General features: G+C 40.3%; 12 protein-coding genes and 1 other RNA gene. 11 read left to right on the forward strand and 2 right to left on the reverse strand.

Features of this window, described 5'->3' with window-relative positions; all coding sequences use genetic code 11:
* Positions 1-139: 139 nt before the first annotated feature.
* The 5 genes from JWV37_RS04895 to thyX all read left to right on the forward strand — a co-directional run bounded on the left by JWV37_RS04895 (position 140) and on the right by thyX (position 7,680).
* A complete protein-coding gene (locus tag JWV37_RS04895) occupies positions 140-1,669 on the forward strand; it encodes a flagellar hook-length control protein FliK (protein ID WP_205458654.1) in 1,530 nt (509 codons plus the stop codon).
* 17 nt (positions 1,670-1,686) lie between these two features.
* A complete protein-coding gene (locus JWV37_RS04900; RefSeq protein ID WP_205458655.1) occupies positions 1,687-2,346 on the forward strand; it encodes a flagellar basal body rod modification protein in 660 nt (219 codons plus the stop codon).
* Between the two features lie 9 nt (positions 2,347-2,355).
* Positions 2,356-4,128: a flagellar hook-basal body complex protein gene (locus JWV37_RS04905; RefSeq protein WP_205458656.1), complete on the forward strand. Its 1,773-nt coding sequence runs from the start codon at positions 2,356-2,358 to the stop codon at positions 4,126-4,128.
* A 94-nt stretch (positions 4,129-4,222) separates the two neighbouring features.
* Positions 4,223-7,021 (forward strand): flagellar hook protein FlgE, encoded by a 2,799-nt coding sequence (gene flgE / locus JWV37_RS04910; RefSeq protein WP_205458657.1) that lies wholly within the window; start codon positions 4,223-4,225, stop codon positions 7,019-7,021.
* 44 nt (positions 7,022-7,065) lie between these two features.
* On the forward strand, positions 7,066-7,680 hold the full coding sequence (gene thyX / locus JWV37_RS04915; RefSeq protein WP_205458658.1) for an FAD-dependent thymidylate synthase: 615 nt from the start codon (positions 7,066-7,068) through the stop codon (positions 7,678-7,680).
* A 15-nt stretch (positions 7,681-7,695) separates the two neighbouring features.
* Here thyX and ruvC read toward each other — a convergent pair whose 3' ends face one another.
* Positions 7,696-8,163, reverse strand: a complete 468-nt coding sequence (ruvC, locus tag JWV37_RS04920; protein WP_205458659.1) for a crossover junction endodeoxyribonuclease RuvC — start codon at positions 8,161-8,163, stop codon at positions 7,696-7,698.
* A gap of 128 nt (positions 8,164-8,291) precedes the next feature.
* Between ruvC and dnaA the strand changes: the two genes are divergently transcribed.
* The 4 genes from dnaA (at position 8,292) to JWV37_RS04940 (ending at position 14,374) form a co-directional block, all read left to right on the forward strand.
* Positions 8,292-9,632, forward strand: a complete 1,341-nt coding sequence (dnaA, locus tag JWV37_RS04925; protein ID WP_205458660.1) for a chromosomal replication initiator protein DnaA — start codon at positions 8,292-8,294, stop codon at positions 9,630-9,632.
* 145 nt (positions 9,633-9,777) lie between these two features.
* Complete coding sequence (dnaN, locus tag JWV37_RS04930) at positions 9,778-10,845, forward strand: DNA polymerase III subunit beta (RefSeq protein WP_205458661.1); 1,068 nt, start codon at positions 9,778-9,780, stop codon at positions 10,843-10,845.
* 11 nt (positions 10,846-10,856) lie between these two features.
* Positions 10,857-13,169 carry a DNA topoisomerase (ATP-hydrolyzing) subunit B gene (gene gyrB / locus JWV37_RS04935; RefSeq protein WP_205458662.1) on the forward strand — a complete coding sequence of 771 codons (2,313 nt, stop codon included), beginning with the start codon at positions 10,857-10,859 and terminating at the stop codon, positions 13,167-13,169.
* Complete coding sequence (locus JWV37_RS04940; RefSeq protein ID WP_205458663.1) at positions 13,169-14,374, forward strand: HD domain-containing protein; 1,206 nt, start codon at positions 13,169-13,171, stop codon at positions 14,372-14,374. The genes gyrB and JWV37_RS04940 overlap by 1 nt, the downstream gene beginning before the upstream one ends.
* A gap of 1 nt (position 14,375) precedes the next feature.
* On the opposite strand, the gene ffs is transcribed toward JWV37_RS04940, so the two are convergent.
* Positions 14,376-14,473, reverse strand: an RNA gene (gene ffs, locus JWV37_RS04945) — signal recognition particle sRNA small type.
* A gap of 170 nt (positions 14,474-14,643) precedes the next feature.
* Between ffs and JWV37_RS04950 the strand changes: the two genes are divergently transcribed.
* Both JWV37_RS04950 and JWV37_RS04955 read left to right on the forward strand, forming a co-directional pair.
* Positions 14,644-15,012 carry a hypothetical protein gene (locus JWV37_RS04950; protein ID WP_205458664.1) on the forward strand — a complete coding sequence of 123 codons (369 nt, stop codon included), beginning with the start codon at positions 14,644-14,646 and terminating at the stop codon, positions 15,010-15,012.
* A gap of 77 nt (positions 15,013-15,089) precedes the next feature.
* A complete protein-coding gene (locus JWV37_RS04955; RefSeq protein ID WP_205458665.1) occupies positions 15,090-15,383 on the forward strand; it encodes a c-type cytochrome in 294 nt (97 codons plus the stop codon).
* Positions 15,384-15,471 lie beyond the last annotated feature (88 nt).

Genomic DNA, 15,471 nt, shown 5'->3' on the forward strand with positions numbered 1-15,471 from the left:
AAAAGTAGGGTGCTTATTATAGCGAAAAATTCTTTTTTAAGGATTACGTAGCCAAAACCCTTTACATGTAAGGGTTTTGGCATCAATAGGAACAGTTATTGCTAGAAGAGAAGATGATTTTCCATGAAAGGCCAATGGCATGCAACAAGCACTCTCATTAGATACGCCAAAAACAGCCATCCTTACCAAAGAAAAGCTCGCTAAAATTACGGGTGATTTAAAAGATAAGGGTGAAAGCAAAGGGACAGATTTTTTAGCCATGATGCTCTCGCAGTTGGCAAATTCTGGTACAAAAACAGCTGCAAGTATTGCCATTTTGCCCAAGAATACTGCGCCAGAAACCCCCATAAGCGTAAAAACACCGCTAGAAACCGTAGAAGCCATCAGTGAAGAAAAAGCTACTTTTGCTCAACTTTTACACCTTATTGAAACCATAAACGGGGGAGAAAAAACTCTAAAATTTCCCAAACTCACTCAAAAATTAGAAGCCATGCTTGCCCAAGAAGGGGTAATAAAAGAGCTCAAAGAGGTAAAATCTCTTCATGATGTCATGAAGCTTAGCCAAAAATATGATTTAGGGTTAGAGAAAATCACTCTCTCTTCCAAGGAGTTCAAAACATTTGAAACACTCTTTCCCAAACTCACTCAAAATAATTTTTTTGAACCCAAACAAGAGACTATAGCCAGTGAAACTTTACTCAAAAGCAAACAGACGGACAACTCTTCCCTTGCTTCAAAGAAAGAAGAAAACACAACACTTAAAGACCTTTTGCGTACCTTTGAAAACAAAAAAGAAGCCAAGGTTGATTCCAAAGGTGAACTAAAAACCGAAACAAAGGTTGACACCAAAAGTGAACTAAAAGGTGAAATCAAACCTGAGCTAAAAACCGACCCCAAAGTAGAACCTAAAGCCCAAATTATTATTGAAGATAAAAAAGAGGTAAAGAAAGAGGTAAAGGTTGCTCCTAAAGAAACACCCGCTTTGGCTGAAAAAGTAGCCATAGAGCCCAAGCAAACCCCAAAAACAACCACACTCCAAGAAACACGTGTGGAACCTGCAAAAATTCAGCCCGTTTCCCCTCAGCCTGCAGAAACTAAAGAAATCACACCTTCTACCCAAGCCTCCAAAGCGGCGGCACTTAGAACCTTAGGTGAACTTAGCCAAGGGGAAACAAGGGGTCAAGAAAGGGAGACTTCAAGCCAAGAAGGGGAGACTAAACACCAAAACACCTTTAGTAAAGAAGTCGGCAAACAAGACCAAGGCTCCCTAAAAACGCCTCAACTGCGCCAAACTTTTAACACCTTTGCCCAAGATTTTAAAGAACAAGTTGAAAATTATAAACCGCCCATGATGAAGATTCAAATGGCACTTAACCCTAAAAATTTAGGGGAAGTAGAAGTCACCCTCATTAACCGTGGCAACAACTTACATGTAAACCTCACCTCTAACACCAGTCAAACCCTGAGCCTATTTGTGCAAAACCAAGCAGAATTTAAAAATGCTCTTGTCAACATGGGTTTTACCAACTTAGAGATGAATTTCTCTCAAAAAGAACGGCAAGATAACCCCCAAGGCGGCACTTCAAAGGGAGATTTTTCCTCTGAAGCGTTTGATGATGCCCTTGAAGAAGAAGGTGCCCTTGAGCTCATTCTTCCCAATTATGTATAACTAAAAAAGGATATTCCATGTCTACTGTTACTAATACAACAAACACAACTTCCGCGGGTGCTGCAGGTGCTGCTGTTAACCCAGGCGCCAAACTGGATAAAGACGCGTTTATGAAACTGTTGCTTGTGGAACTTCAATTTCAAGATCCCACAGACCCAATGGATTCAGACAAAATGCTTACCCAAACTTCTCAGCTTGCTGCCCTTGAAACCCAAGAAAATACCAACTTAATGATGGAAAAATTGGCTACACAAATGGGCAACAGCATGAATATGTACGCTGTTTCAGCTGTAGGTAAAATGGCTTCACTTGGCTTTAATGCCGTCTCTTTGGATGCAACAGGAGAAGCAAAGTTTGAAGTCTACTTCGGAAAAGAGATCCACTCAGGACAACTTTTCATAAAAGATAGCAGTGGCAATCTCGTGCGCACCGTTGAACTCGAAGCGGGCAAAAAAGGTGTTTTGGCTTTTGAGTGGGATGGCACCAATGAATCGGGAGAGGCTATGAAAGAGGGCTATTATTCGGTGACAGCTGAATACCTTGATACGGATTTAGAGCAACAAACCACCCAATTTGGAATTTACCCCGTTGAGTCGGTGCGCTTTGAAGATGGCGAAGCCCTCATTAAGCTTGGCTCTTCCTATGTGCCACTTGAATATGTCATCGAGTTTTTTTAAAGGCTTAGCATGAACAGTTCGTTTTACAATGGAATTTCAGGCACCAAAACCCACCAATTTGGGATTGATGTGTGGGCGAATAATATTGCCAATGTTAACACCACGGGGTTTAAAAGTAGCACACCTGAATTTGCGTCTATTTTTGCGACAACCCTTACAAGCTCCTACTTTGGGAGTAATGTCACCAGTGATATTGGCTATGGAAGCAGGGCCCAAAGTTCGGCCATCAACCTCACACAAGGCTCTTTCCAAAACACCGACAATGTTTTTGACCTTGCCATTGGCGGCGAGGGGTGGTTTGGTGTGCAAGGGGCGGGAAGTCAAGCTTACTACACCCGTTCGGGAACTTTTTCCATTGATGCTAATGGAAACATGGTAGATGCTGGTGGAAACTATCTCTTAGGAACCCTTGGCAACAACTACACGCCCACGACACTTCCAGAAGAAGTGATGAAAGATTTTGGCTCCTACTATGGAATCAATAACAACGTATTAGCCGCCCAAGTATATGCTGTTAGTCAACTTCAAGACATTGCCCTTGGGCCCATAGCCCAACAAAGCAAGATTACTTTGCCAGATTATTTATATTATCCGCCCATTCCCACACAAAATATCAGCTATAAAGGCAACCTCGACCCAAAAATTATAGTTGAATCAGTGGATATTGCCGTAAATGAAAACGACATTACTACCACACTTAATACCGCATCCAACACACTTTCCATCACAGGAAACTTAACCAATACAACCGAGGCTTTAAATCCAAAAGAGGGGGATTTAATTTCTGTTGTGATTACTGACCATACAGGCCAAACCAAAAAAACTTCGGCATATTTGGATGAAAATCTCGCCTGGAATCTTGTGGGTATTGATGCGAGTGAATTGGACACTTCAGAACCTCTGACAACCGTTGCCACCTTAAGTACCATGCAAGAAGTGCCCAATGTCGAAACATTTACCACCTCTATCATCTCTCCTACGGGAGAAAAAGACACCCTTTCTATGGTCTTTACCAAACAAATTCCTCAACCTGCTAGTGGAAATGTTTGGGATGGGGTTTTTCAAGTACGCACTTTTTATGAAGATTATGTACGTGAGGAGTACGACGAGACGGTGACCTACGACCCAAACGAATACGAGGTACACGCCGACATGGGGTATGTCATCAAAATCTACGATCCCGCACAATTTTATGTGGACAAGACCACCAACAAAGTCTACGAAATTACCGATTCACAGACAGGACAGCTCACCTTTGGGGGAGCAGGACAGCTTCTTGAGAGCACTATTCCTGCGATGCGTAACGGTGGCGCGGCGCTCAATATTTTTCTAGGAACTGCCAACAATTATGATGGTCTTACTTCTAGTACAAACCTTGACACTTCTCGCTCATTTACACAAGATGGCCAAATAGCAGGTTTACTAAAGGGGTATGGAATGGACGAGAGGGGAAATGTGGTTGCTGAATTTACCAACGGACGCAGTGTGCCCATGGCAAAAGTTGCGGTGTATCATTTTCAAAACGACCAAGGCCTCACACGTGCTACTTCTTCTTTATTTCAAGCCTCTTCCAACAGTGGTGATCCTCTATTTTATACGGATGCTGAGGGTAATTTTATTTTAGGAAGCAAGGTATTTTCAAACCGCCTTGAAAGTAGCAATGTTAACCTCGCTACCGCACTAACGGAACTCATTGTCATGCAAAAGGCTTTTGATGCCAATGCTAAAAGCATCACCACTTCGGATCAAATGATTCAAAACGCGATTCAAATGAAACGTTAGGAACAGTTTTTGCTTTTTAGTCTTTACATGTAAAGGTTTATATGTAACTTTTTCTGTAAAAAATATTGATCCACTCTTTAAAAAGGATAGACCCATGATGCGATCACTTTGGGCCGGCGTTACCGGATTACAAGCTCACCAAATAGCGATGGACGTAGAGGGTAATAACATTGCCAACGTTAATACCACAGGCTTTAAATATTCCCGTGCAAACTTTTCAGACCTCTTAAGCCAAACGGCAAAAATCGCCACCGCTCCCCAAGGAGAATTAGGCGGTAAAAACTCTATGCAAATTGGCCTTGGAACCCAAGTGAGTTCCATTACCAAAATTTTTAAGCAAGGGTCTGTACAAACTACCGACAAAAACACTGACCTTGCGATTCAAGGGGATGGATTTTTTGTAGTATCACCAGATGGTGGTAAGACCTATAAATTTACTCGAAATGGAGATTTTACCTTTGATGCATTGGGTAATTTTACCGACAGCAACGGGTACATTAGCCAAGGTTGGATGCGCGATGAATCGACGGGAGAAATCGATGCCACTACTCCCATTGGTAACATCACCATTCCTCCAGGACTTACAACACCAGCAAAAGACACTACGTATATCAATGTAAAAGCCAATCTCAATTCAGGCAGTACCATCACCAATAAATCGCCTATTTACTCCCTTGATCAATACCACGGTTGGGTGGATGAAGATGGGAATGGCATTCAAAGTACTCTTGAAATCCATAATGAAAATGGTATTAGTAGTGCTGATGCACAGTTTAATGCAGATAAAAAAATGTATGAGCGTGGCGAAGATTTTGGGGCACTTTTTAACACCAGTGGCGAATCTCTCGCTCTTACTACGGGGCAAGGAGTTTGGGTTAGCTATGCAGATGCTGCCTACGCACAAACAGGTATTTCAGACAGTGCTATCAACATAGATTTAATCATCAACGGCGTACAAATTGTCGGCTCCAACACACCTTCTGGCTCTACTGTTGCTGAACGCCAAGAAGAAAACATGCGTTTTATTCAAAACCTTATCAATCAATTTTCTCCTCAAACAGGTGTAGAGGCAAACTTAGGTGGTGGGGGGATTACACTAACCAATGGAAATACCCTTGGCACAGAAGACCATATGAAGAACATTAGCCTTGTTGCTAATGCCACCGATACCACTGGTTTTAACAGTGTTGACGTTATTACCGCTTTTAAATACACCTACACATCAAGTTCCACCTCCACAGCTCTTGATCGAAAAGAAGCCCGCACCTTTAGAACAACCGAAGACCTTCGCCATGCCATGCAAACGGATGCGAGACTTAACACCGACTACACTGGCAATGGTACAGCAGATAAAAACGATGGCATCACTGTTACTGTCAACGGTTCAGGACAATTTGTCATTGCCAACCCTGAAGGTGATGCTTTTAATGCAGATGATGGAGACATTGTTACTGCTACAGATGCCGCTGGAAATCCCTGGACAGCAGCTTCAGCTAATTTAACCGTTGATGGAAGCTTTGTGCTTGCCACAGGTGCCCAAGATGAATATGGAGAAAGCCTTATTAATGTCGTTTTAAATGCTGATTACACTGTACCCAATGGTGTAGATTATACAGTTAACGGCGTTACAGCAACCTCGGATGGTACCCACATCATTACCGCAGGAACTTATGATAGCATCTCCTTTGGAGGAGCAGTTGCCGCCGTAACGCTTCCTGCTGGGTCCTCATACGTACGAGAAGGTACGGGAGAAGGTGCCCTGGCCAATAATGTCTCTTTTCCTCCAGAGATGAATTTTACAGAACCTTTTACACTTTCTAGAGATATTTTGGTTCCTGTTGGAACTATCATTAATGGTGGTCCTGCCGTTGCTGTACCTACAACGATTACAGCAGGTACAACCGTTACAACCATGACTTTACCTAGCGATGCGGGCATTACTCTTCCTGCTGGAACCACTTTTCCTGTGCCTGCTAATCAAATTGTTCCTGCTGGAACAGATGTAAAAACTACTGATGATTTCAATATCAACCTTGCCATCACTGGCTACAGTAGTAGTGCTAATAAAGTGAGTGAAAACACCCGTTTTGCCACCTTGATGCAAACCCTTCAAGGCTCTCTTCCTACAGGAAATAACACGCGAACTTCTCAAAACGTTTATGCTGCTACCCATGCTTCAAGTATTGATGTGTACGATTCACTCGGCAGTAAACACACGGTACGGATGGAATTTCGCAAAGTTGGCGTCACAAAAGAGGGGGGAACTCAGTGGAACATGATTATTTCTGTTCCAGAACCTGGCGTGATTGATGATGCTAATTTTCCAAATAACATCCTTACTGGTTCCATTACATTTGGATCAGATGGTTCACTTTCAACCTATACTCCTTCTTCCATCCGTTACACTGCCAATAATGGCTCTTCTCCCAACCAAAATATTTCGCTTAATTTTGGTACGCCAAGCCAGTTTGATGGCATGACCAGTTTTGACAGAACCTCCAACACATCAGGAATTTCCCAAGATGGCTTCCCTGGAGGGGATTTAGCAGGAATTCGCATTGATGAGACAGGAACACTCATCGGCAGTTTTACTAACGGCCGTAGTTTTGGTTTGGCTCAAGTTTCCATGGCAAAATTTACCAATAACGAAGGATTAGAAAGCGATGGGGGAAATACCTTCATCCAAACCTCTAACTCAGGCGATCCTGTTATTGGTCAAGCGGCTGTGGGTGGACGTGGGTTTATTCAAGCTAGTGCTTTAGAGATGAGTAACGTGGACCTTTCCCGTTCTCTCACCCAGCTCATCATCATCCAACGGGGTTACCAAGCCAACTCCAAAACCATCACCACCTCCGACCAAATGCTCAACACCCTCTTGCAGCTCAAACAATAATTAGTTTACATGTACTATAATGCGCCCTAAAAAAAGGGCGCATTATGCAAGTCACACTCCTTCAACACACCTCCCTTACCGTTTGTGCAAGTGCCATTCGTACCTGCTGGCAAAGCTTTGATAAAAGCGATGAAGGGGGTCAAAAAGACCGTGATCTCATCGACCGCGTAGGCAACAAGTTTAAACACGCTTCCACCCTAGAACACTTGGTGTATACCTTCTACATCCAAGGCATTTCCCGTGCTCTTTTACAAGAGCTTTCGCGCCACCGTTTAGCCTCTCCTTCCGTTAAATCCACCCGCTATACCCTTAAAGAGCTCAAAGCCGAAGAACCCTTTACATGTAACGAAACCGCGCGGGCTGAAAAATACCTTGTGTTTACAGGAGATGCGCGGGTTGATGCTATGAGTATTCAAGCCTTAGAAAACGTACGCTTAGTATTAAACGAAGGAATTGGCAATGACAAAGCCAAATACTGTTTGCCTGAGAGTTATAAAACGGAATTAACATGGACTATTAACGCCCGAAGTTTGCAAAATTTTCTTACGTTGCGTAGTAATAAAAGTGCCTTATGGGAAATCCAAAACCTCGCCCGCGCGTTGTACGCAGCCTTACCCCAAGACCACCAATACCTCTTTAGTGTCGAAGAACCTCAATAACCTTTACATGTAAGGCTATCTTACGCGTTGTGCATGGGTGAGTGCCACCGCGATAGCATCGGTAATATCTAGGGGTTTTATGGCTTGCTTAATCCCTAAAATCCGCCCCACCATAAATGCCACTTGTTCTTTTTCGGCTTTAGCTTTTCCAGTGACTGCTTTTTTTACTTGCAAGGGGGTATATTCGTGAAAATTTCCATGAACTTGGAGAATTTTTAACATCAATGCCCCACGAAATTGGGCCAATTTCAAAACAGTTTTAGGGTTAAACGCAAAGAAAATATCTTCAATCGCCACTTCATTGATGGTGTGGTTTTTAAACACCATGTCTAATCCCTCTACTAATTCCATAATCTGATCTTGTAACACTCGCTCTTTAATACGAATAAGTCCCGCTTCTACCAAACGTACCTTTTGCCCCTCTTTTTGGATGAGGGCATACCCACAATTACGGGTTCCAGGATCAATTCCTAAAATAATCATAGCACTCTTTTTCACAGTTTTATTCACAGGGTGAAAAACTTTTTCACTCCTTTGTTTCTTAACATTGAATTCAACTATAAAAAGGTAAAATATCTCCTTAATCACGCGCCTTTATAGCAGGAGTCCTTTTGTTAGCTGATACTATTTTAGAGATGTTACGTCACGAAATTCCAACCCAAGAATTTGAACGTTACATTCAACAACTCTCCTTTTTTGAAAAAGCATCGCGTTCTGATTTAGTGGTATTTACCGCACCTAATATTCTCATTTGTAATTGGGTAAAAACCAAGTACGCTAGTAAAATTTCCCATTTGTTTGAAGTAAAAACAGGCATCAAACCAACGGTTAAAATCGTTCCTGAAAATAAAAAATCCCATGTTTCCACCGCTGGGGCATCTGTGCCACTTACCCTTCTTGAGGAAACAAAACAAACCAAAAGTACCCTTTTAAATCCCTCTTATCAATTTGAGAGTTTTGTCGTGGGAAGTTCTAACCAATACGCCTACAGTGCTGCCAAATCTATCGCCGAAAAACCTGGCAAAATGTACAATCCTGTCTTTATTTACGGCCCTACAGGTTTAGGAAAAACCCACCTTATTCACGCTATTGGTAATTTTTCACTCACGCAGGGAAAGTCGGTGATTTATACCACCATCGAACAGTTCATGAACGATTTTACCTACAACCTCAAAAACGGTAGTATGGACAGATTTCGTGAAAAATACCGCCAGTGCGATATCTTGCTCATCGACGATGTGCAGTTTCTTTCCAATAAAATTCAAACCCAAGAAGAATTTTTTCACACCTTTAACGAACTTCACGCTAAAGGGCGGCAGATTGTGCTCACCTCTGATAAACCACCAAAAATGATTAATGGTCTTGAAGAGCGTTTAAAAAGCCGTTTTGAGTGGGGGCTCATTGCTGACATTACCTTGCCAGAACTTGAAACAAAAATCGCCATTATTAACAAAAAATGTGAGCTTGATGGCATTGCTTTAGGCAGTGATATTGTCCACTACATCGCTTCAAATATGGGTGACAACATCCGTGAAATTGAAAGCGCCATCATTAATCTCAACGCCTATGCATCCTTGATGCGCCAAGAAATCACCCTAGAGTTTGCCAAAAACGTCATGCGCGAACAAATCAAAGAAAAACGCAACAACATTACCCTTGAAGACATCATTCATCTTATTTCTAAAGAGCTCAACATCAAGCCCAGTGAAATCAAATCTAAAAAACGCAGTAAAAACATCGTCGAAGCTAGACGCATCGGGATTTATCTCGCCCGTACACTTACCCCAAATTCTATGCCTTCTTTAGCCTCTTTTTTTGGAATGCGTGACCATACAGCTGTTTCTCATAACATGAAAAAAATTAATGAACTTATTGACAATGATGAGCACTTTAGATTGCGTCTTGAAGAGTTAAAACATAAAGTATTAACCAAAGAAAAAGAGACCTTATGAAAAAAAATGTGAAAAGATGTGATGAACTAGCCAAAGGGTTTTCACTCCCTCCTGTCCCTACTATTGGGGCTCATCACTTGTTTTCACCTTTTCACCCCATGCTACTACTACCGCTACTTTTATTTAAAAACTTAAGGAGAGAGTCATGAAAGTCTCGATTCACAAAAGCGTTCTTGAGACTGTTTTGGTTAATACCCAACCTTATCTGGAAAAAAAGGATTTAAGCCAAATCACCTCCCATTTGTATCTACGAACTTTTGAAGATGCACTTGAAATCAAAGCAACCGACTACGAAATAGGGCTCACTTACCATACCCATTCGATTAAAATCATCAATGAGGGCATTGCTACAGCCAATGGTAAAAAACTCCTTGACATCATCAAAATTCTCAAAGACGATGAAATTACCCTTGAAACAATTAATGACTATTTGTATATTAAACAGAAAAATTCTAAATTTAAACTCCCTATGTTTAATCCCAGTGATTTTCCTGATTTCCCCCACGTAGACGAAAAACCAAAATTTGACATCAACTCAACACAATTAGTACGTGCTATTAAAAAAATAGCTCCTGCTATTGACACGAACAATCCAAAATTTGAACTTAATGGTGCCTTGATTGATATTAAAGAAAATTACATTAACCTTGTTGCAACCGACACTAAGCGTTTAGCGCTTATTAGACTTGAAGCACCTACAGATCATGCTTTTTCCCTCATTATCCCCAAAAAAGCTATTAGTGAAATTCAAAAACTCTTTTTTGATGATATTGAGATTTTTTACGATGGAACAACCCTTATTGCCAAGTCTAACCATTTTCAATTTTTTACTAAATTAATTAATGGTAAATTTCCCGATTACGCACGCATTATCCCTCAAGAAAAAAAATACCGCTTGCGCTTAGCAAAAGAAAAAATCGTTGAATCTTTAAAACAAATTGCTATTATTTCTCAAGAGATGAAACTCACCTTTAAGCCCGATAAGATAACCTTTGAAAGTCTTAATGATGACAATATTGAAGCTAAAACAGAAATTGAGTTTGTCACAGGACTTGAAGAAGAGATCTATTTAGCCCTTAATAGCCGCTATATGTTGGACTTTTTAAGTAACATTGAAGAGAGTAGTTTTACCTTAGGGTATAATGACGCTGGTCTGCCTTTTACCCTAGAGAGCGAAAATTTCAAAACCATCATCATGCCAATCATGATTTAACGGAGTAGTTAATGAACAATTACGGAGCAGAAAATATTAAAGTCCTTAAAGGACTTGAAGCAGTACGAAAACGACCAGGAATGTATATTGGTGATACCAACATTAACGGCCTTCATCATATGATTTATGAAGCGGTCGATAACTCTATTGATGAAGCGATGGCAGGATACTGTGACACTATACATGTAGAGCTTACCCAAGAGGGTTCTGCTATTATTACTGATAACGGTAGAGGTATTCCTACAGACCTTCATGAGGGAGAAAACCTTCCTGCAGCAACGGTTGTACTTACTGTTTTACATGCGGGTGGAAAATTTGATAAAGATACCTATAAAGTCAGTGGGGGTTTGCACGGGGTTGGTATTTCTGTTGTAAATGCTTTGTCTGAAAAATTGGTGATGCAAATTAAACGGGGTGGTGAAGAATTTCGTCAAGAATTTTCTAAAGGGATTCCCCAAACTCCTCTTGATGTGATTGGAAAAACACGAAAAACAGGCACCATGATTGAGTTTTGGCCTGATCAGACTATTTTTGAAACGGTTGATTTTGATTATGAAGTCCTCTCAAAGCGTTTTAGAGAGCTAGCTTATCTTAACCCAAAAATCAAAATTGTTTTTAAAGACGGACGTGTTGGTAAAGAAGAAACCTTTCATTTTGAGGGAGGTATTGAGCAATTTGTCACGGATTTAAATAAAAAAGAAATTGTGGCAAAACCGGTCTATTTTTCTGAAAGAATTGAAGATTTAGAGATTGATATTGCGTTGATGTATAACAGTACTTACAGTGAAACACTCCTCTCTTTTGTTAATAACATTAAAACCCCTGATGGAGGAACCCACGAAGCAGGGTTTCGTGCAGGGTTGACGCGAGCAATTGTCAATTATATTAGTAATAATGCAAACCAGCGGGAAAAAGATACAAAAATCACGGGTGATGATATCCGTGAAGGTCTAATCGCTGTAGTAAGCGTTAAAGTTCCCGAACCTCAATTTGAAGGCCAAACCAAGGGAAAATTAGGCAGTTCTTATGTAAAACCTTTAACCCAAAAACTGGCCTACGAACAATTAGTAAAATATTTTGAAGAAAATCCCATTGAGGCTAAAGCCATCATGGGTAAAGCCCTAGCAGCAGCACGTGGACGCGAAGCAGCTAAAAAAGCTAGGGATTTAACCCGACGTAAAGATTCCATGAGTGTGGGAACCTTGCCAGGGAAATTAGCCGATTGCCAAAGTAAAGACCCTAGTAACAGTGAGATTTATTTGGTGGAAGGAGATAGTGCGGGTGGTTCTGCCAAACAAGGGCGCGACCGTGTGTTTCAAGCGATTTTGCCTTTAAAAGGAAAAATTCTCAACGTTGAAAAAAGCCGTTTGGATAAAATTTTAAAATCTGATGAGATTAAAAACATGATTACAGCCCTTGGATGTGGGATTGGGGATGAATTTGAAGAAGAAAGACTGCGTTATCATAAGGTCATTATTATGACCGATGCGGACGTGGATGGAAGTCATATTCAAACCTTGCTACTCACGTTTTTTTTCCGTTTTTTGAACCCTGTCATTGAAAACGGATATGTTTACCTTGCGCAACCGCCCCTTTATCGCTTTAAAAAAGGAAAAAAAGAGATTTATCTTAAAGATGAAAAAGCGCTCAATGATTATCTCATTGAAATGGGGATTGAAGCCATTGAATTTGAAACCATTGGGTTAAAAGATATGATGGAATACCTTAAAATTATTTCAGCGTATCGTAATATTTTAAAAGAGTTAGAAAAGCGCTTTTCGGTGATTGGTGCAGTCCGTCACATGATTGAAAATCCCGACATCGTAGCACTTCCAACGCCTAAACTTTATGAAACCATGAAAGCATACCTTGAAAATGAAGGGTATAACATTCTTAATTCAATGGTAAATGAAGAAGAGATTCGTCTTTATATTCAAACGAATGACGGACTGGAAGAGTTAGTCATTAATGACACACTCTTTACAAGCCCTTTGTATGAAGAAGCCCTTTATATTTATGACAAAATGAAAGAAAGAGACATGAGTATTTTTAAAGGAGAAGATCCTATTGAAGTACTTAATCGTGTCGAACGTCATGCGAAAAAAGGTGCTTATATCCAACGCTACAAAGGTTTGGGTGAAATGAACCCCGAACAACTATGGGAAACAACCATGAATCCAGAAAACAGACGCTTACTTCGTGTTACTATTGATGATGCACTTTCTGCAAGTGACACGTTTTCTCTTTTTATGGGGGATGAAGTTGAACCACGCCGAAAATATATCCAAGATCATGCCAAAGATGTAAAACATTTGGACGTGTAGTGATTACGCCAAAACTTATTGAACACCTTTTTGCGGCAGCTTCCATTCAGCGGTGGAATGATTACCCGCGGATGGTTTCTCTTGTGGAGCTTGATAAACAAGCCCACAAGTTTATTATCGCTTATTTTTTAGCTAAAACAGAAGAGGATGAAGTTAATATGCTTCACCTTGTTGAAGCGGGAATATTTGAATTTTTACGACGGGTTGTTGTGACAGACATTCGTCCCGATGTGTTTCATAAGGCTTTAGAAAAAAAGACAAAAGAGATCAACCAGTGGGTTTTAACACAACTTCATGAAGCGCTTCTGCCCATTGAAAATGGCGAATTTTACGCACGTTTTGAACAATACCTCACAACACCCACCATGTATAAACGCGAGCGGTTTTTACTTAAAGCCGCTTCGTACCTTTCAACGCGGTGGGAATTTTCCATCGTATATCAAACCAGTCAATTTTTAAGTGATATTGATCGTGTTAAAGAGGCAGTTGAAGAAGAGATTGAAGATTATTATGAGCTTATCGGTGTGCGCAAAATTGCATTAGCTAAAAAGCTTTCTCATTTGGTAGATTTAAGCGGACGCCTTCGGTTCCAAAAACGGTGGGCACAAACCCCACGCGTTCCCGAAACTTCTGTCTTGGGCCATATGCTTGTGGTTGCCATTTTAGGGTATTTTTATGCACTAAAAATTGGTGCATGTCCCAAAAGAGTTGAGTATAACTTTTTTTGTGCTCTGTTTCATGACTTACCTGAAGCCCTAACGCGCGATATTATCTCGCCTGTTAAATATTCTGTGAGTGGGTTGGATGATATTATTAGCGAATACGAAATGAAACAAATCGAAGATGCTATCTTGCCCTATATTCCTGTAAAAACAAAAGATGAATTTATGTATCTTTTAGGGTTACACGGTAATGGAAAAGACGAATTTGCAAATCGTATTTTAGACACTTCTGTTAAAATTGTTGATTCTCTTGAAAAGTATAATGAAGACCGCTTTTGTGCGATTGATGGAGAGGCTTTAAAAAATTGTGATCGCTTGGGCGCTTTTATAGAGGCAACGCTTTCCATAAGCCACGGCGTAAAGTCAAAAGAGTTGTTGCAGGGAAAAGAATACATTAAAGAAAAGTTGAGGGAAAAGGGACAAAGTCAAGGGGTTGATTTTTATGCTCTTGCGTGTGAAGTAGAAGCATACCTTTCGGTATAACCCCCCTTCAGATACCTGCGGCACCTACATTAAAAGAGTGCTCTGCTGTGTTCCCACCCTGAAGCGTTATTCTTAAAACATATTGCACAGGTCTAAAGAGAGGCGAGCGTGATGATAACAAAAGCTCCCTTAAAGGTTATTGATTTTATCATCCCAGAGCGCTACAATAGTACTAAAAATATAAAACAAGGCAAGTGATGGGATTTAAAGAGATTAAATCACAATTTTTATCTGTCTTCCGACAAGCATTTGTTTACCATCACCGTTCGTTGGAATTTCGGTGTAAACTTTTTGCAGCAATGATTGTGGCAAATCCTGAAGCCAAACAGTGTGAATATAATGCCTTAAAAGAGATAGCGCAAGAAATTTATAAAGAAGACGAGTACCGCGTAGAAGTGATGGTGCGTACAACGAAAGAGTATGTTAATAAAATTCTTAACAATAACGACTTAGATATTGATGAGCTGATTATTGAAATTAATAAAGAGTTGAAAAACAATAAACGTTTTGTTCAAAAAATCAATCTTGAACATCTGCGAAAGTTTATGTGTCAAGGAAATGAAGAAGCCAATCTTCTCCAATCTCGCATTCTTGAATTTTTAGAAGCCGAAATTAGAGACCGCACTACATCTACTTAAATATACATTTGACCCGTGTCAATGAAAGAAAAATTAACTTTTTGTAAAATTACTCCACTAAACAAAAAAGGAAACCTATGAAAAAATCTCTTTTACTTCCAAGTTTATTTGTGATAATTGCGTCTAATGCAATTGCAGACGCTCAAGGAAAATATAAATCCTGTATTGCTTGCCATGGAGCAGAAGGTGAAAAAAAAGCGCTTAACCGTAGTTTAATTATTAAAGAGATGTCGAGAGCAGATTTTATTGCCTCTATGAAGGGGTACCAAGATGGCACATACGGCGGACCGATGAAAGCTATGATGGCAGGTCAAGTAAAAAATCTTACAGATGCAGATATTGAAGCATTAGCAGATTATATTGTAAAATAAAATACAGCCTTACATGTAAAGGGAAAAATACCCTTTACATGTAAGCAATTTACCAATAATTCTAAAAACTTTTAAAAAAGATGATTTT

This window comes from Sulfurospirillum tamanense, from assembly GCF_016937535.1.
GTDB lineage: Bacteria > Campylobacterota > Campylobacteria > Campylobacterales > Campylobacteraceae > Sulfurospirillum_B > Sulfurospirillum_B tamanense.